Here is a 17,916-nt window from a genome sequence, read left to right on the forward strand (position 1 = left end):
CCCAAAAGGGAGAGGGGACTAAAAACAAACCTACCTTACCTTTGGAGACTCTGTGATGAATAACGATATTTGTCAGCAGATAGAGAATAGTGCGCACTACAGGGAGCTCGTCGATAAGCGGCAACGGTTTGCCTTCATCCTTTCCATCATCATGCTGGTTATCTACGTCGGCTTTATTCTGCTGATCGCCTTTGCCCCGCACTGGCTGGGCACCCCGCTGCACGAGGGGACCAGCGTAACGCGCGGTATTCCGATTGGCATTGGCGTGATTGTGATTTCATTCCTGCTGACCGGCGTCTACGTCTGGCGCGCGAACGGTGAATTCGATCGACTTAATAAAGCGGTACTGCAAGAGGTAAAAGCATCATGAAGAGAGTTCTGACGGCGCTCGCCGCCACGCTTCCCTTTGCCGCCCACGCGGCGGATGCCATTACCGGCGAGGTCCAGCGCCAGCCAACCAACTGGCAGGCCATTGTGATGTTCCTGATTTTCGTCCTGCTGACGCTGTACATCACCTACTGGGCGTCGAAACGCGTGCGCTCCCGTAACGATTACTACACCGCGGGCGGCAACATTACCGGCTTCCAGAACGGGCTGGCGATTGCGGGTGACTTTATGTCCGCCGCCTCGTTCCTCGGGATCTCCGCGCTGGTGTATACATCCGGCTATGACGGCCTGATTTATTCCCTCGGCTTCCTCGTCGGCTGGCCGATCATCCTGTTCCTGATTGCCGAACGCCTGCGTAACCTGGGCCGCTATACCTTCGCTGACGTGGCCTCCTATCGCCTGAAGCAGGGGCCGATTCGCACCCTCTCCGCCTGCGGTTCGCTGGTGGTGGTGGCGCTGTACCTGATTGCGCAGATGGTCGGCGCGGGTAAATTGATCGAACTGCTGTTCGGCCTGAACTACCACGTCGCGGTGGTGCTGGTTGGCGTGCTGATGGTGATGTACGTGCTGTTCGGCGGCATGCTGGCAACCACCTGGGTGCAGATCATCAAAGCCGTCCTGCTGCTATTCGGCGCCAGCTTTATGGCCTTTATGGTGATGAAGCACGTCGGGTTCAGCTTCAATAACCTGTTCACCGAAGCGATGGCGGTCCACCCGAAAGGGGAAGCGATCATGAGCCCGGGCGGGCTGGTGAAAGACCCGATATCCGCGCTCTCGCTCGGTCTCGGCCTGATGTTCGGTACCGCGGGCCTGCCGCATATCCTGATGCGCTTCTTCACCGTGAGCGATGCGCGTGAAGCACGCAAGAGCGTCTTCTACGCCACCGGTTTTATGGGTTACTTCTACATACTGACCTTTATCATCGGCTTTGGCGCGATCATGCTGGTGGGGGCGAACCCGGCGTTTAAAGACGCGGCGGGCGCGCTGATTGGCGGTAACAACATGGCGGCGGTGCACCTGGCGGACGCGGTGGGCGGTAACCTGTTCCTCGGCTTTATCTCCGCCGTGGCCTTCGCCACCATTCTTGCGGTAGTTGCTGGGCTGACGCTCGCCGGCGCGTCTGCGGTGTCGCATGACCTCTACGCCAACGTTATCCGCAAAGGCGCGAGCGAGCGCGACGAGCTGAAGGTCTCGAAAATCACCGTGCTGGTGCTGGGCGTCGTGGCGATTCTGTTAGGCATTCTGTTTGAGAAGCAGAACATCGCGTTTATGGTGGGGCTGGCCTTCTCGATTGCGGCAAGCTGTAACTTCCCGATCATCCTGCTCTCCATGTACTGGTCGAAGCTGACCACGCGCGGCGCGATGATTGGCGGCTGGCTGGGGCTGCTGACGGCGGTGATCCTGATGATTCTGGGCCCGACCATCTGGGTGCAGATCCTCGGTCACGCAAGCGCTATCTTCCCGTATGAATACCCGGCGCTGTTCTCGATCGCCGTGGCGTTTATCGGCATCTGGTTCTTCTCGGCCACCGACAATTCGCCGGAGGGTAACCTGGAGCGAGAGAAATTCCGCGCCCAGTTCATCCGTTCTCAAACCGGCCTGGGCGTTGAGCAGGGCCGCGCGCACTAAGCCTTTCTCCCCGGTCATTCTGGCCGGGGAGCTTAAAACATCACCCACGCCACCAGCGGCGCAATCAGCACCATCACTACGCCTGAGAGCATCATTACCAGGCTTGCGACAACGCCCTCCTGCTGCCCCAGCTCATACGAACGTGCCGTGCCAGCCCCGTGCGACGCCGCGCCAAACCCCGCGCCTTTCGCCATCCCTTCCCGGATCGACAAGCGCAGGAACAACATATCGCCGACCGCCATACCGAACACACCCGTCACGACAACAAACAGCGCCACCAGGTCCGGCTGCCCGCCGAGCGGTTTAGCGGCCGCCAGCGCAAACGGCGTGGTCACCGAACGCACCGCCAGGCTGCGCTGAATTTCATCGGGCAGCGTAAACAGCCGCGCCAGCCAGACGGAGCTACACACCGCGACCACCGTGGCGGTGATCACGCCCGCGCTGAGCGACATCCAGTGGCGTTTGATAATCGCCAGGTTGTCGTAAACGGGGACGGCAAAAGCGATGGTCGCCGGGCCGAGCAGCCACAGCAGCCAGTGGGATTCGCCAATGTAGTTCTGCCAGGAGATATGGCCGAAGACCAGCATCAGCACCAGCAGGATCGGCGTGAAGACCAGCGGCATCAGCGGCAGGGCATGAAAGCGGCGATACAGCCGCTTGTTGGCAAAGTAGATCGCCAGCGTCGCAATCAGGCACAAGACGCTGACCTGAAAATTAGTCATGTTTGTGCCTGCTGATTTCAAAGCGATACACTTTATCCACCACCCAGGCGGTCGCCCCCAGCACCATCAGCGTGCTTAGCGCGATAACCGCAAAGATTCGCCAGCCGTCCACCATCAGCAGCTGCGCATAGTTCACCACCGCCACCACCGCCGGAACAAAGAACAGCAGCATCTCCGCCAGCAGCCAGCGCGCCCCGGCGCGCACCCAGTTAAGGGGGATCACGCGGCACAGAATAAGCGTCAGCATTAGCAGCATCCCGACAAGATTGGCGGGCAGCGGCAGATGCAGCCAGCCGACAAGATATTCCGCGAAAACAAACAGTCCCGCGTAGAGCAGTACCTGCACCGGGACCTGGAGTCGTTGCACAACGGCAGGCGTAACACGGCTTAACGCCACGGCCATGGGGGTTTTCCTCAAAAATGAGACGAGGCGCCAGTATAGAGAGCGCACGGTATGGACTGAAATGAATTAAAATCATCAAAGGTATAGTTTCGAGGAATAATCATGGACATAAGAACGCTGCGCTATTTTGTCGAAGTGGTTCGTCAGCAAAGTTTTACCCGCGCAGCGGAGAAGTTGTTTGTTACCCAGCCCACCATCAGCAAGATGCTGAAAAACCTCGAAGATGAACTGAACTGTACCCTGCTGATCCGCGACGGGCGCAAGCTGTTGCTGACCGACACCGGACGCGTAGTATTCGAACGCGGGCTGGCGATTCTGGCGGAGTTTCGCCAGCTGGAAGCAGAGCTGGGCGATATCAATCATCTGAAGAAAGGAGTGCTTCGCCTCGGCATTCCGCCCATGGTGGGGATGATGATGGCCGGGCCGATTAGCCTGTTTCGCCAGCGTTATCCCGGCGTTGAGCTGAAGATTTCGGAGTTTGGTGGGTTAACCGTCCAGCAGGCCGTCACCAACGGCGAGCTCGACGTGGCAATGACCGTCCTCCCCGTTGAGGAAGAGAGCGGTCTGGCGACGCTTCCGCTCTTTAGCCACCCGCTGTGCGTGCTGGTTCCCCGCTCCGGCGACTGGCTGAAGTTGGACTCGGTGAGACCTGAACTGCTCGGCGAGCACCCTCTGCTGATCTACAACGAAGACTTCGCCCTCAGCCGCCAGCTGATGACGCTGTTTAACCAGCATAACGTCAAGCCGCGCATAGCGGTGCGCAGCGGACAGTGGGATTTCCTGGCGGCGATGGTGCAGGCCGGCGTGGGGATTGCCATCCTGCCGCAGCCGATTTGCGAGCGTCTGGATAAAAACACGCTGCGCTGGATCCCGCTGGAGAGCGACCTGCACTGGCAGCTGGGGATGATCTGGCGCGAAGGGGTGTATTTATCGCAGAGCGCGCAGGCGTGGCTGCAGTGTTGTGAGGGGTTTTGGGTGCCCTCACCCTAACCCTCTCCCACAGGGCTGAGGAATCCCCAGTAATTTTTTGCCTGAAGCGATGAACACTTCTCCTGCAAAATTAATGGCTTACAGCGACACCCTGGTCCGGCTGTAAATCGCCGAAGCGTTTCCGTAAGGCCGGGGCGAGGCGCAGGGATGCGCCGAGAGGGCGTGGCCTGCAGGGATGCAGGCTCATGCCCGACCCGATAGCCTGAAGGAATAAGCTGAGGGCACCGCGAAGCGGCGATTTACCGCCGGGAGCCCGGGTCGCCAGGGTGGTGGCGATTGAGCCACCCTGGCACGTTCACCGGTCATGTCGTTACAGAGTAGCAAGGAACATAAAGTGAACGGAATGACCTCCACAGCCGTATGTTCCCCCTCACCCCAGCCCTCTCCCTCAAGGGAGAGGGGGTCGTCCGTGCAGGCATTATTTTGTGGGAAACCCGCAGCCCACAAGGAGAGGGAACCGATCGAGCACGCAGGCCCGGTAAGCGCAGCGCCACCGGGCAAAAACAGCGCTACTGATTCTCTATCAACAGCGCTTCCAGCAGGTCCAGATCGTGCAGCAGCTTTTGCAGCGTTTCGTTGCTGATCTGCCGCGTGGCGCGCAGATGGTACAGCTCGGCGCGCTCGGAGCGCAGCGCCGCCAGGCGGAACCGGCGCTCCAGGTTTTCCTCCTGCAGCGAGCTTTCCACATCGTTACGCCCGTCCGCGCGGCGGCGCAGGTTACCAATCACGCGGGAACTGACTTCCGTCAGCAGCTGATTGTCGATGTTCTCTTCCGCATCCGCGGCCAGACGCTCTTCCATTTTCTGAATCGCGACAATTGCCACTTCGGCGGTGGCCGCCCGGGCAATACGCTCCTCTTTATGCTGCTGGGTCGAATCACCGGCATCAATATGCTGGAGTAAAATCGGCAGCATAATCACGCCGACAAACAGGGAGAACAGAATCACGCCCGCCGCCAGGAAGACCAGCTCGTAGCGCGCCGGGAAGACGTCGCCCGTGGGCAGCAGCAGCGGAATGGAGAGTACACCGGCAAGGGTGATCGCCCCGCGTACGCCCGCAAAAGAGGCGATCAGCAGCTCACGCGTTGTCCACGAGCCGAACTCCATCGGCTTTTTCTTCAGGAAACGTACGCTGAAGTTTTTCATCGTCCACAGCCAGCCGAAACGCACCAGCATCAGCGCCATGTAGATCAGCACGATGTCGGTAAACAGCATCCAGACCTCAACGTTCGGATCGGCCTCCGCCGCCACCAGCGAGGATTCCATAATGCCCGGCAGTTGCAGGCCCAACAGCAGGAACACCATGCCGTTAAAGACAAATTCCAGCATGGCCCAGGTGCTGTTGGCACGCAGACGCATGGCCAGCGGCGCGCGACGCATTACGCCGGAACGGGTGATGGTCATCCCCGCCGCAACCGCAGCCAGAATGCCCGACACGCCGATATGTTCGGCAATCAGATAAGAGGCAAACGGCAGCAGGAACAGCAGTACGATCTGCGTTGCGGGCTCATCGCCGCCCCAGCGGCTGAGGAAGCGCAATGAGCGGCCGTACAGCCAGCTCACCACGAAGCCCGCCAGAATACCGCCAATCGCCACCTTGAAGAATTCCAGGGTTGCGCCGCCGATGGTAAAGACCATCGTGCCCATCGCAACGGCCACGGCAAACTTCAGGGCGACCAGGCCGGAGGCGTCGTTCATCAGCGCCTCACCCTGTAAAATCCCCATGATTTTCTTCGGAATACGACCTTCACCCACAATGCCGGACAACGCCACGGCATCGGTTGGCGACAGCACGGCGGCCAGCGCAAAAGCCGGTATTAATGGAATACCCGGTACCGCCCAGTAGATCAGAAAACCAATCCCGACGACGGTGACCACCACCAGCGCCAGCGCCAGGCCGAGGATCTCGCGCCCGTGCTCAAGGAATTCGCGGGTGGGCGTTTTCCAGCCATCGGCAAACAGCAGTGGCGGGATAAACAGCACGAGGAACAGTTCGGGGTCAAATTCCACGTGCAGGCCAAACGTCGGCCAAGCCAGCAGCGCGCCGATGGCAATTTGCATTAATGGCAGGGGGACCTGAAAGGGCAGTACGCGTGTAACCACCCCGGATAGCGAGACCACAAGGGTCATGATGAGTATTGTGAAGAAGATTTCCATGCGTTCCCTGTTTGCTGTGTTGCTTATGTACTCCGGAAGGCGTCGTGCCTTTTATTCTATCTTCTCCAGAGTAACGCAAAAGGCAACAGGATGAGTCCTGAAAATAAAAACGGGCGGCCTGAGCCACCCGTTTTCGCATCAATGGACAACTTAGATTGCCCAGCCGCCCGCGTAGAACGCTACCAGCGCAACGGCGATAATCACGGTGCCGACGTTCAGCTTGCGCCATTCACCGGAGACCAGACGACCAATCACCAGCGACGCGAAGCCGATCATAATGCCGGTCACGATGTTACAGGTCAGGACGATGAAGACCGCGGTAATCAGGCCAGACATCGCGTCCACGAAGTCCGCAAAGTCGATTTTCGCTACGTTGCTCAGCATCAGCAGGCCAACGTACATCAGCGCTGGCGCGGTCGCATACGCCGGAACCAGATAGGAGAGCGGAGAGAGGAACAGGATCAGCATGAACAGCACGCCGACGGTGATCGCCGTCAGGCCGGTTTTACCGCCTGCCGCCGTACCCGCTGCGGACTCGATGTACACCGCCGCAGGCGCCGCGCCCACCAGACCGGAGAAGACGCTGCTCAGGGAGTCAGTGGTCAGCGCTTTGCCGCCATCAATAATCTGACCGTCCTTATCCAGCAGGTTCGCCTGACCGGCCACCGCACGAATGGTACCGGTCGCGTCAAACACGGCGGTCATGACCAGCGCCAGCACGCTTGGCAGGATCACCGGGTTCAGCGCGCCAACGATATCCAGGCTGCCAATCAGGGAGTTGCCTTTGTCATCGCTCAGCGACGGCATGGCGAAGATACCGGAGAAGTGTACGGTTGGATCGAAAATCAGGCCGACAATAGAAACGCCGATAATGGTCAGCAGAATGCCGCCCGGGACTTTCAGTTTTTCCAGACCGATAATCACCGCCAGACCGATCAGCGACATAATCACCGGGAAGCTGGCGAAGTGGCCCAGCGCTACCGGCAGACCGTCCAGCGGGTTCTTGATGACCAGACCAACGCCGTTGGCGGCGATCAGCAACAGGAACAGGCCGATACCGATACCGGTACCGTGCGCCACGCCCTGCGGCAGGTTGCGCAAAATCCAGCTACGGATGCCGGTCGCTGAAATCACGGTAAACAGCACACCCATCAGGAACACGGCACCCAGCGCAACCGGTACGCTGATGTGCTGACCCAGCACCAGGCTGAACGCGGTAAACGCGGTCAAGGAAATGGCGCAACCAATCGCCAGCGGCAGGTTCGCCCACAGACCCATCACGATGGAGCCCACGCCGGCCACAAGACAGGTCGCCACAAAGACAGCCGCTGGCGGGAAGCCTGCTTTGCCCAGCATGCCCGGCACAACGATGACGGAATAAACCATCGCCAGAAACGTTGTCAAACCGGCAACAATTTCCTGGCGCACGGTGCTGCCGCGGGCCGAAATTTTAAACATGGCGTCAAGTGAACCGCCAGTACGCGCAGATGGCGTAGACATAGAAAACATCCCCTGAGAGTTTTTTAGGAAGTCCGTAAGCGAGGTGGAGACGCCACTGCCAGCTAAACGTCAAATCCTTGTGTTGCGTTTGTGACGAAAGGGCGTCACAAAAAAAGCAAACGTTTAGCTCCGCGCTTACAAACGGGTGGTCAAATTAAGGCAAACGATTATCTAGCGTAATCCCCGCCCTTTTCAACTGAACTTTCTCGTTTTTCGCTAAAATTCCCTTATGACGCTGAAGAAATAAACAGAGGATGCGCAAACGTTATCGTCTATGCGCAATTTGTTTACATTTCAGTCCTCGCCCGGGATAGATAACGGTCCCCCCTGTTCCAGGGTTCTTTGCCAGCCTGGGGTGTTCTCAACTTTTGTCTTCCACGCCTGAATATGCGGCAGATTAGCGATACCGCCGCGCGCCAGCAGCGCAAAGATCGGGAAGCTCATCTGGATATCGGCCATGCTGAGCGAATCCCCGGCAAACCAGCTGTTTTCGGCAAGATGTGACTCAATAAAGCGCGCATGGGTTTCCAGTTGACGGTTGAGATACGCTTTCTGCACCCCCTGCCCCAGCGCTTTGCCCAGGGTTCTGATACCAAACGGCACCGGCGGCTTGCCGAGGCTGTTGAAGACCAGCTTCATTAACAGCAGCGGCATCAGCGATCCTTCGGCGTAATGCAGCCAGAAGCGGTATTGCACCTTATGCGACGGGTCTAAAGGCTTAAGGCGTGACTCGGGATCGTACGTCTCCTGCAGGTACTCCAGGATGGCGCCGGACTCCGCAAGGATCAGTCCGTTATCTTCGATAACCGGCGATTTGCCCAACGGATGCACCTTTTTAAGAGCCTCCGGTGCCAGCATGTTCTTTTCGCGCTGGTAGTGAACGATCTCATAAGGCAGGCCGAGTTCTTCCAGCGCCCAAATCACGCGGTGCGAGCGCGACTGGTTAAGGTGGTGTACCGTGAGCATGGCTTTCTCCTGTTATTCATACTTTTTAACTATAGAAAATTGAACAACACCGCGAAAAAAATTCGTCGAAAAAACGGTCGATGAGGCTGGCGAAAAAACGGGTCTTGCATAGAATTAAAGTGTCAGCACAATCCGGAACCTCCCCAACCAGCTCGACACTGAGGGGTGCTGATGTCGGGGGAAACCCTCCCGTGAACCAGCGGGATAGAGTGAAAGACAAAGACCGGGAAAAACTAAAGCGCCCTTATGTGGCGCTTTAGTTCTTTATAATGCTTTTGCCGGGTGGCGCTTCGCTTACCCGGCCTACGTTCCCGGTTTTGTAGGCCGGGTAAGGCGCAGCCGCCACCCGGCAAACCGGCCGCACAATCTCAATCCTCTTCCAGCAACCGCGCCCCCGTCCCCTGCTCGCCCAGCCTGTCGCCGGGGTTACGCAACGGACAATCGCTACGCGACAGGCAGCCGCAGCCGATGCAGCCATCCAGCTCGTCACGCAGCGCGACCAGCGTATGAATACGCCGGTCCAGCTCTTCACGCCACTGGGACGACAGCTCTTTCCACTCTTTCGGGCTCAGCGTATGCCCTTCCGGCAGCACGCCAAACGCCTCGCCGATCGTGGCCAGGGGAATTCCGATTCGTTGCGCAATTTTGATAATCGCCACGTAGCGGAGCACGTCGCGGGTATAGCGACGCTGGTTGCCCCCGTTGCGGATGCTTTTAATTAACCCTTTGCTTTCATAGAAGTGGAGCGCGGATACCGCAACGCCGCTTCGCTTCGCCACTTCACCGGGGGTTAACAGCGCTTTAATGCGCGGCAATCTCTTTTCCATAAAACCTCTTTACCTCAAGTTAACTTGAGGAATTATACTCGCCCGCAGAGAAAACGACGAATTAACCGAGATAGTTGTATCTACAGAGGGGCAACCTTATGTCGCATCAGCAGATTATTCAGACGCTTATTGAATGGATTGATGAACATATCGACCAACCGTTGAACATTGATGTGGTCGCTAAAAAGTCGGGCTATTCGAAATGGTATTTACAGAGAATGTTCCGCACGGTCATGCATCAGACGCTGGGTGAGTACATTCGCCAGCGCAGACTGCTGCTGGCGGCGCAGGCGCTACGCTCAACGCAGCGGCCCATTTTTGATATCGCGATGGATCTGGGCTATGTGTCGCAACAAACCTTTTCCCGCGTGTTTCGCCGCGAGTTTGACCGCACGCCGAGCGACTATCGCCACCAGTTGAATTAATCACCCTCAGTGCAAAGGCTGCTGCTGCCAGGTCATAAATTCCTGGGGCGGCATCGCTTTCGCGAAGTGCCATCCCTGACAAAACTGGACGCCGCGCTTCAACAGCCAGCTCACCTGCTCTGCCGTCTCTACCCCTTCCGCAATGGTTTTCAGCCGCAGGCTTTGCGCCATCTCGATAATATGCTCGGCGATCAGGTGGCTGGTACTGTTGGTCGTTAAGGTATCGATAAACGATTTATCGATTTTCAGAATATCCACGTTCAGCGAGTAGAGGTTGTGCAGGTTCGAGTAACCGGTACCGAAATCATCGATCGCGACTTCATAACCCGCCTGACGGAAAGCCTGAATCACCGGGGTGGTTTTTGGCACATCGATAAAACCGCGTTCCGTCACTTCTATTTTGATTTGCTGCGCACGGACGGCGTAGTGGCGGGCCTTGTCGGAAATCATGGCGATCAGCCGCGAGGAGTGGAAATCCGTGGCCGACAGGTTAATCGAAATATAGAGATGCGGATGCTCGGCCAGGAAATGGCCCAGATCGTTGAACACCTCCTCAACGACATAGTCCGTAATCCGCTCGCTCATCCCCTCATTTTCCGCCAGCGGAATAAACTCAGCCGGGCTCATCACCTGGCCGTTAAAGCCAGGCCAGCGTAACAGCGCCTCCGCGCCCACACACTGGTTATTCTTAATATCAATAATCGGCTGATAGTGTACGCAAAGCTGTCGTTTGTTCAGCGCGCGGTGCAGTAAGCGCCCCGGCGAATTGAGTTCACGATGGGTACGGGACCATACCAGCAAAATAATAATGCTGCAGATCATGCCCAGCGGTAGCGTCAACGTCGCCTGGTGATAAAGCGTTTCATAAAAGCGTTTATTTGATGTCGAGACAATGGCCGCAATCGGTCTTTTGGGAGATGTTACGATCGTATAAAAGCGGTTATCTTTTTGAAATACCGATTCCTTATCCCGAATCATCGAATTTAATAAAGAAACATTGGCTTTCTGGCTGACGGAAAAGAAAGCATTGGTTACCGTGTCGTACACACCCCAGGAGAGAGAATGATCCGCGGACATGACTTCGCTGTATGAAAGCGGATTGACGACCACCACATAATTTCCGCGCTGCATATATGTCATTTTATAGCCAGTATAAAATGGGGTATCGCGATAATAATAGATAGCGACGTCAGGTTTACGCGTGTAATTAGCGACAGGAATGGCGTAGGGGTGATCCGGTGTAAAAACGGTCGAACAAAGAAAATTCTGACCTTCAGCGTAAATTAAATCGGCGACAAACAGGCGACCACGAACAACGTTCAGCATATATTGACGGTGTCCCGGCGTGCAAAGCTCGCCCTGATATTTTACCGCCTCGTCCCTGGCAAGCTCAACCTGTTGAATAACCAGCTCTGTTTTGTCTAAAGCCAGTTCAGCAAATGTGCGTAGCTGGGCGCTTGTTTCAGACACGGCACGCAGTTGGGCAAACCATAGCGCAAGCATCACCGGCAGCATAACTACCATGATGATCCCTACCACCCTGAGCATTTTGCGCCGCGCGCTACGATTCATTTCCCGCCCTATATCCCTGCATGTTGTACGCCTGTAGTACTTAAGGCCGGATGCTTTGTTAAACAGGTGATTACGTTGCATGAATCATGCGAAGTTAGCAACTGACTTTTAGTATTAAAAATCTTAAATTTCGTTATGCCGATAATATTTTCCCGTAAGTTAAACTGTAAGTATTCGTTCCGTTTCAATTAAGGAAAATAATTATCCAGCCCGTCAGGCAGACGGGAAGATAACACAACAGACAATCGTTGATTAAGCCAAACGTCTGACAGCATGAAAAAAGTACAATTTCATCATGACGTTTTATGCTATTTGCTCTGAGGCATTGTGTTCGTTGATTTATAAATAGTCAGCCTACACCACAATATTTTGAGTATTGGCGGAGAATAACGCCCCTCTTATAAAAACTGAATTTGCGCTATCCCCACTTGCCCGAAGGGCATTTTCGGCAAGCTGTGGCTCCGCCTCCTCGTGCGCCGAAGGCAGGACCAGCCCGCGCAATCGCCTTTTCTGAGGAATAAAATCCTCTTTTTTGATCGTTCAGATGCTGGCGAATAAATCAACAAATGTGATATAGTTCACACATATTTTGTAACGAGAAACACCGTTTCATTCAGTTCGTCTGTTTTATAGAGGATGGGTTTTATGGCAACCATTACTACCAGCATGGTTCTCCTGCGCTGGCCTTTGTTGAGTGCGGTACTGATGTTTTTAGCCAGCACGCTGAACATTCAGTTTCGTAAATCTGACTATGCGGGTCTTGCTGTCATCAGCACCCTGCTGGGGCTGGGTGCGGCCTGCTGGTTTGCAACGGGCCTGCTTGGCATCACCCTGCTGGATATCGCCGCCGTCTGGGAAAATATTAAAGTGGTGATGGTTGAGGCGATGAGCCACACGCCGCCAGACTGGCCGATGGTGATTACCTGATCCCTGACGGAATAAAAAAACCCAGACGCTAGTCTGGGTTTTTTGTTTTCAGCACGCGGAAATCAGAACGGAATGTCGTCGTCGAAATCCATTGGCGGTTCGTTAGACGGCGCCGGAGCAGACTGCTGCTGCGGACGAGACTGTGCGCCGCCGCTGAACTGGTTGCCGCCCTGCGGCTGCTGAGGCTGACCCCAACCGCCCTGCTGCTGGCTCTGACCGCCACCTGCCGGTGCGCCACCGCCCTGACGGCCACCCAGCATCTGCATGGTACCGCCCACGTTGACCACGACTTCTGTGGTGTACTTCTCAGCGCCGGCCTGATCGGTCCATTTGCGGGTACGCAGCTGGCCTTCGATATAGACCTGAGAACCTTTACGCAGATACTCACCGGCCACTTCGGCCAGTTTGCCAAACAGCACTACGCGGTGCCATTCGGTCTGCTCTTTCATCTCACCGGTCGCTTTATCACGCCAGGATTCGGAAGTAGCCAGCGTAATGTTGGCAACTGCGCCACCACTCGGCATGTAGCGTACTTCCGGGTCCTGGCCCAGATTACCGACGAGAATCACCTTGTTTACGCCTCTGCTGGCCATGTTCGTGTCTCCTGAATACGTTTCTTAATAGTGTAAACGCGCGAGTGTACCATTTCCACGCGGCAATTTGCATAGTTGCGTAGTCGGTTCAGAAATCTCTCGCGGACTCTACATTGTTACACAGCCAATCAGAAAATGCATTCCAATACTGTATATTCAAACAGGTCAAATTGTGTCATAATTAGCCGTTTCTGACAGCCGTTTGTCCTTCAAACAAATCAGGCAATCCGTGTTCCAACCGGGAAAGGTGAATGGATAAGATCGAAGTTCGGGGCGCCCGCACCCACAATCTCAAGAATATCAACCTCATAATCCCTCGCGACAAACTCATTGTCGTGACCGGGCTTTCGGGGTCTGGCAAATCCTCACTGGCTTTCGACACTTTGTATGCCGAAGGACAGCGTCGTTACGTTGAATCGCTCTCTGCGTACGCGCGTCAGTTCCTGTCGCTGATGGAAAAACCGGATGTCGACCACATTGAAGGGTTGTCCCCTGCTATCTCTATTGAGCAGAAGTCCACCTCGCATAACCCGCGTTCAACGGTCGGTACCATTACCGAAATTCATGACTACCTGCGTCTGCTGTATGCCCGCGTGGGTGAGCCGCGCTGCCCGGACCACGACGTCCCGCTGGCGGCCCAGACCGTAAGCCAGATGGTGGATAACGTGCTGTCGCAGCCGGAAGGCAAACGCCTGATGCTGCTGGCGCCGATCATCAAAGAGCGAAAAGGCGAACACACCAAAACGCTGGAAAACCTGGCAAGCCAGGGCTATATCCGCGCCCGAATCGACGGCGAGGTGTGTGACCTGTCCGACCCGCCAAAGCTGGAGCTGCAGAAGAAGCATACCATCGAAGTGGTGATTGACCGCTTTAAGGTGCGCGACGATCTCGCCACGCGTCTGGCGGAATCTTTTGAAACGGCGCTGGAACTCTCTGGCGGCACGGCCGTGGTCTCCGATATGGACGACCCAAAAGCGGAAGAGCTGCTCTTCTCCGCCAACTTCGCCTGCCCGATTTGCGGCTACAGCATGCGCGAGCTCGAGCCGCGCCTGTTCTCATTCAACAACCCGGCGGGCGCGTGCCCGACGTGTGACGGCCTGGGTGTTCAACAATATTTCGATCCGGACCGTGTGATTCAGAACCCGGAGCTGTCGCTGGCGGGCGGGGCCATTCGCGGCTGGGACAAGCGTAACTTCTACTACTTCCAGATGCTGAAATCGCTGGCGGAGCACTACAAGTTCGACGTCGAAGCCCCGTGGGCGAGCCTGAGTCCGAACGTGCACAAAGTGATCCTGTTCGGTTCCGGCAAAGAGAACATCGAGTTCAAGTATATGAACGATCGCGGCGATACCTCCGTGCGCCGCCACCCGTTCGAAGGGGTGCTGCATAACATGGAGCGCCGCTACAAAGAGACCGAATCCAGCGCGGTGCGCGAGGAGCTGGCGAAATTCATCAGCAACCGCTCCTGCGCCACCTGTGAAGGTACGCGTCTGCGTCGCGAAGCGCGCCACGTGTTTGTGGAAAACACCGCGCTGCCGACCATCTCAGACATGAGCATCGGCCATGCGATGGACTTCTTCAACAATCTGAAGCTCTCCGGCCAGCGCGCGAAAATCGCCGAAAAAGTGCTGAAAGAGATCGGCGATCGCCTGAAATTCCTGGTGAACGTCGGCCTGAACTACCTGACGCTTTCCCGCTCGGCAGAAACGCTCTCCGGCGGTGAAGCCCAGCGTATCCGTCTGGCGAGCCAGATTGGCGCGGGCTTAGTCGGCGTGATGTACGTGCTGGATGAGCCGTCCATCGGCCTGCACCAGCGCGACAACGAGCGCCTGCTCGGCACGCTGGTCCACCTGCGCAACCTCGGCAACACGGTGATCGTGGTCGAGCACGATGAAGATGCGATCCGCGCGGCTGACCACGTCATCGACATTGGCCCTGGCGCTGGCGTACACGGCGGCCAGGTGGTCGCGGAAGGGACGCTGAAAGACATCATGGCGGTGCCCGAGTCGCTGACCGGTCAGTTCATGAGCGGCAAGCGTAAGATTGAGGTGCCGAAACAGCGCGTAGCGGCAGATCCGGAAAAAGTGCTGAAGCTGACCGGCGCGCGCGGCAACAACCTGAAAGACGTCACCCTGACGCTGCCGGTTGGCCTGTTTACCTGCATCACCGGCGTGTCCGGTTCCGGCAAATCGACGCTGATCAACGATACGCTGTTCCCGATTGCGCAGACGGCGCTAAACGGCGCGACGCTGGCCGAGCCTGCACCGTACCGCGACATCCAGGGTCTGGAGCATTTTGATAAAGTTATCGACATCGACCAGAGCCCGATTGGCCGTACCCCGCGCTCTAACCCGGCAACCTATACCGGCGTCTTCACGCCCGTACGTGAACTCTTTGCCGGTGTGCCGGAAGCGCGTTCACGCGGCTATACGCCAGGACGCTTCAGCTTTAACGTGCGCGGCGGTCGCTGCGAAGCGTGCCAGGGCGACGGCGTGATCAAGGTTGAGATGCACTTCCTGCCGGATATCTACGTGCCGTGCGACCAGTGCAAAGGCAAACGCTATAACCGCGAAACGCTGGAGATTAAGTACAAAGGCAAGACCATCCACGAAGTGCTGGACATGACCATCGAAGAGGCGCGCGAGTTCTTTGACGCTGTGCCCGCGCTGGCGCGTAAGCTGCAAACGCTGATGGACGTCGGCCTGACCTACATTCGTCTTGGGCAGTCCGCCACCACGCTGTCCGGCGGTGAAGCGCAGCGCGTGAAGCTGGCGCGTGAGCTGTCAAAACGCGGCACCGGTCAGACGCTTTACATTCTGGATGAGCCGACCACCGGCCTGCACTTTGCCGACATCCAGCAGCTGCTCGAGGTTCTGCATCAGCTCAGAGACCAGGGCAACACCATCGTGGTCATCGAACATAACCTGGACGTGATTAAAACCGCGGACTGGATTGTCGATCTCGGCCCGGAAGGCGGCAGCGGCGGCGGTGAAATTCTCGTCTCCGGTACGCCAGAGACCGTTGCAGAGTGCGAAGCCTCGCACACCGCGCGCTTCCTTAAACCGTTGCTGTAATTGTCACACGGAGAGTTGCTGTCGGGTGGTTTCCGGCAGCAGCTCAACCGCCTGCTGATAGGACGCGTCCACCAGGTAGTAAATCTGCGATCCAGGAATCGACCCATCCAGATAGACGGTGCTCCAGTGCGCCTTATTAAGGTGCTTGCTCGGCCTCACGTCATCATGCTGCTGGCGTAGCAAATCCGCCAGTTCAGGGCTGGTTTTCAGCGACGCCGCCGGACGGCCTTCCACCTCTTTCACCATCGCAAACAGGACATCTCCCACTTTTATCTGCGTGGCTTTCCAGTCGCTATGAACGCTCTGCTCCGCGCCGGGCTTGCTCATGCAGTACTGAAGTATCTCCGAAATTGTCATCTTTATTCCCCTTGTAGCGTGGCGATAATTTTACGCGAACCACCGTGAATGCGATGCTCTCCCAGCCAGATCCCCTGCCACGTACCCAACAGCAGCCGCCCGTTGTGAACCGGCAGCATCAACGACACGCCCAGCAGGGAAGATTTAATATGGGAAGGCATATCGTCCGCCCCCTCATAGTCATGCTCGTAAGGCGCGTTGTCCGGGACACTCTTCAGAAAATGGTGCTCCATGTCGGACCGGACGGTGGGATCGCAATTTTCATTAAGCGTGAGAGAGGCTGACGTGTGCTGAAGCAGCAGATGCAGCAAACCCGTTTTCACCCGCGACAGATCGCGGAGTTGCCCGATGACTTCATCCGTCACCAGGTGAAATCCGCGTGGTTTAGCGCTTAAGGTCAGGGTCTGTTGGTACCACATGTGCTGCTCCGTGATGAAAGATGAATCTTTCTAAGTGTGCAGCAAGAAGACGAAAGGTAAAACCCGCAGCAGCGAGATTTGATTAAAAAAGAGTCAAACCCGCTGCCGGGTACTTAATACTCCGAATTGACGATCACCTCTTCGCCAAACTTTCCGGCCATCGGCAGCGGTCGATAGGTCGAGTTAGAGGCGCGCAATACCCTGATCCCTCTGGCCCCCACGTCATGCGCGGCGGTGATGTCGTTATCCGAATCGCCGTAGAATACTTTGATATTTTTCTTTTCCAGCCACTGGGTCTTGGTGTTTTGCCCCTCTTTGTCACCGGCAAAAATGACCGGGTTCATGCTGGTCGCCGGGATCTGGAAATCATCCTGCAGCGTTTTAGAGACGGTTTCGGTTTTGGTCTGACTGCGGCCGGTAACAAAGTAGATGCTGTCACCGCGCTTCACGTGCATAGCAATAAGCGCACGGGCAACCTCTTTCGGGATGCTGAATTCATCCCAGCCGTTATTCATTTTTTCCCAGAATTCCGGGTTCTTCAGATACGCTTCGCTGTCGGGTGAATACGTTTTCTTCCCGCGCCAGAAGCCAGGGCTTGAGAACAGTACGGTATCGTCAATGTCAAAACCCACGGCCATTGGCGCGCGGCCGATCAGGCTGTTTTCGATTTGGGCCACGGAAACCCAGTGAATGGGCGCCTGCTCGGCGAGAATGGCGGCGGTGGTGCCGGTGTAAAGCGGCGTCGGGGCAGAAGCTCGCGCGACGACGGCGCTGTTAAGCGAGAACAATAAGCAGGCGGCGCTGAGCGCCAGTGTGATCTTGCGCATATTTTCCCCTGAATATTCAGTTTGTTATCGTTTTAATTTGAGCGGATGGTCAAAAAACTATCCGACCATAACCCCAGCGGGAGGTGAAGGGAAGGAGTTTTTGCTTATGAAGCTGAATAAAAAGAAGACGATCACAAAGCGT

General features: G+C 56.6%; 17 protein-coding genes. 6 read left to right on the top strand and 11 right to left on the bottom strand.

Annotated features, from left to right (window positions below):
• Positions 1–55 precede the first annotated feature (55 nt).
• Together UR289_RS17185 and actP are read left to right on the top strand one after the other, a co-directional pair.
• Positions 56–370: a DUF485 domain-containing protein gene (locus UR289_RS17185; protein ID WP_023310065.1), complete on the top strand. Its 315-nt coding sequence runs from the start codon at positions 56–58 to the stop codon at positions 368–370.
• Positions 367–2,016: a cation/acetate symporter ActP gene (gene actP / locus UR289_RS17190; RefSeq protein WP_033144419.1), complete on the top strand. Its 1,650-nt coding sequence runs from the start codon at positions 367–369 to the stop codon at positions 2,014–2,016. Before UR289_RS17185 ends, actP begins: the two co-directional genes overlap by 4 nt.
• A gap of 32 nt (positions 2,017–2,048) precedes the next feature.
• On the opposite strand, the gene UR289_RS17195 is transcribed toward actP, so the two are convergent.
• Together UR289_RS17195 and UR289_RS17200 are read right to left on the bottom strand one after the other, a co-directional pair.
• On the bottom strand, positions 2,049–2,738 hold the full coding sequence (locus tag UR289_RS17195) for an LrgB family protein (protein WP_047653092.1): 690 nt from the start codon (positions 2,736–2,738) through the stop codon (positions 2,049–2,051).
• On the bottom strand, positions 2,731–3,141 hold the full coding sequence (locus tag UR289_RS17200; protein ID WP_021242769.1) for a CidA/LrgA family protein: 411 nt from the start codon (positions 3,139–3,141) through the stop codon (positions 2,731–2,733). The genes UR289_RS17195 and UR289_RS17200 overlap by 8 nt, the downstream gene beginning before the upstream one ends.
• Positions 3,142–3,243: 102 nt before the next feature.
• On the opposite strand from UR289_RS17200, the gene UR289_RS17205 reads away from it, so the two are divergent.
• On the top strand, positions 3,244–4,131 hold the full coding sequence (locus UR289_RS17205; RefSeq protein ID WP_320711051.1) for a LysR family transcriptional regulator: 888 nt from the start codon (positions 3,244–3,246) through the stop codon (positions 4,129–4,131).
• A gap of 509 nt (positions 4,132–4,640) precedes the next feature.
• Here UR289_RS17205 and UR289_RS17210 read toward each other — a convergent pair.
• The 4 genes from UR289_RS17210 to soxR all read right to left on the bottom strand — a co-directional run bounded on the left by UR289_RS17210 (position 4,641) and on the right by soxR (position 9,580).
• Positions 4,641–6,287 (bottom strand): Na+/H+ antiporter, encoded by a 1,647-nt coding sequence (locus UR289_RS17210; protein WP_320711053.1) that lies wholly within the window; start codon positions 6,285–6,287, stop codon positions 4,641–4,643.
• Positions 6,288–6,437: 150 nt separating this feature from the next.
• Complete coding sequence (ghxP, locus tag UR289_RS17215; RefSeq protein ID WP_023310059.1) at positions 6,438–7,787, bottom strand: guanine/hypoxanthine transporter GhxP; 1,350 nt, start codon at positions 7,785–7,787, stop codon at positions 6,438–6,440.
• 294 nt (positions 7,788–8,081) lie between these two features.
• A complete protein-coding gene (locus UR289_RS17220) occupies positions 8,082–8,753 on the bottom strand; it encodes a glutathione S-transferase (protein ID WP_320711054.1) in 672 nt (223 codons plus the stop codon).
• 368 nt (positions 8,754–9,121) lie between these two features.
• The gene (gene soxR, locus UR289_RS17225) at positions 9,122–9,580 is read right to left on the bottom strand and encodes a redox-sensitive transcriptional activator SoxR (protein ID WP_023331806.1); all 459 of its coding nucleotides are present in this window, start codon (positions 9,578–9,580) and stop codon (positions 9,122–9,124) included.
• A 98-nt stretch (positions 9,581–9,678) separates the two neighbouring features.
• Between soxR and soxS the strand changes: the two genes are divergently transcribed.
• Positions 9,679–10,005, top strand: coding sequence for a superoxide response transcriptional regulator SoxS (soxS, locus tag UR289_RS17230; protein ID WP_013095071.1), 327 nt, complete (start codon positions 9,679–9,681; stop codon positions 10,003–10,005).
• Between the two features lie 6 nt (positions 10,006–10,011).
• Here the strand turns inward: soxS and UR289_RS17235 are convergent, their stop codons facing one another.
• Positions 10,012–11,577, bottom strand: coding sequence for an EAL domain-containing protein (locus UR289_RS17235; protein ID WP_029740210.1), 1,566 nt, complete (start codon positions 11,575–11,577; stop codon positions 10,012–10,014).
• A 645-nt stretch (positions 11,578–12,222) separates the two neighbouring features.
• Between UR289_RS17235 and UR289_RS17240 the strand changes: the two genes are divergently transcribed.
• Positions 12,223–12,504 (top strand): YjcB family protein, encoded by a 282-nt coding sequence (locus UR289_RS17240; RefSeq protein WP_008503385.1) that lies wholly within the window; start codon positions 12,223–12,225, stop codon positions 12,502–12,504.
• A gap of 62 nt (positions 12,505–12,566) precedes the next feature.
• Here UR289_RS17240 and ssb1 read toward each other — a convergent pair whose 3' ends face one another.
• Positions 12,567–13,097, bottom strand: a complete 531-nt coding sequence (ssb1, locus tag UR289_RS17245; RefSeq protein ID WP_029740211.1) for a single-stranded DNA-binding protein SSB1 — start codon at positions 13,095–13,097, stop codon at positions 12,567–12,569.
• A 251-nt stretch (positions 13,098–13,348) separates the two neighbouring features.
• Here ssb1 and uvrA point away from each other — a divergent pair, with 251 nt between their 5' ends.
• Positions 13,349–16,171, top strand: coding sequence for an excinuclease ABC subunit UvrA (uvrA, locus tag UR289_RS17250; protein ID WP_029740212.1), 2,823 nt, complete (start codon positions 13,349–13,351; stop codon positions 16,169–16,171).
• 3 nt (positions 16,172–16,174) lie between these two features.
• Here the strand turns inward: uvrA and UR289_RS17255 are convergent, their stop codons facing one another.
• The 3 genes from UR289_RS17255 to aphA all read right to left on the bottom strand — a co-directional run bounded on the left by UR289_RS17255 (position 16,175) and on the right by aphA (position 17,774).
• Positions 16,175–16,528, bottom strand: a complete 354-nt coding sequence (locus tag UR289_RS17255; RefSeq protein WP_023310053.1) for an MmcQ/YjbR family DNA-binding protein — start codon at positions 16,526–16,528, stop codon at positions 16,175–16,177.
• Positions 16,529–16,530: 2 nt separating this feature from the next.
• Positions 16,531–16,947 (bottom strand): secondary thiamine-phosphate synthase enzyme YjbQ, encoded by a 417-nt coding sequence (locus tag UR289_RS17260; protein WP_023310052.1) that lies wholly within the window; start codon positions 16,945–16,947, stop codon positions 16,531–16,533.
• A 113-nt stretch (positions 16,948–17,060) separates the two neighbouring features.
• Complete coding sequence (aphA, locus tag UR289_RS17265) at positions 17,061–17,774, bottom strand: acid phosphatase AphA (protein ID WP_032662578.1); 714 nt, start codon at positions 17,772–17,774, stop codon at positions 17,061–17,063.
• Positions 17,775–17,916 lie beyond the last annotated feature (142 nt).

The organism is Enterobacter sp. 302C9 (genome assembly GCF_034106085.1).
In the GTDB taxonomy this organism is placed as follows: domain Bacteria; phylum Pseudomonadota; class Gammaproteobacteria; order Enterobacterales; family Enterobacteriaceae; genus Enterobacter; species Enterobacter asburiae_B.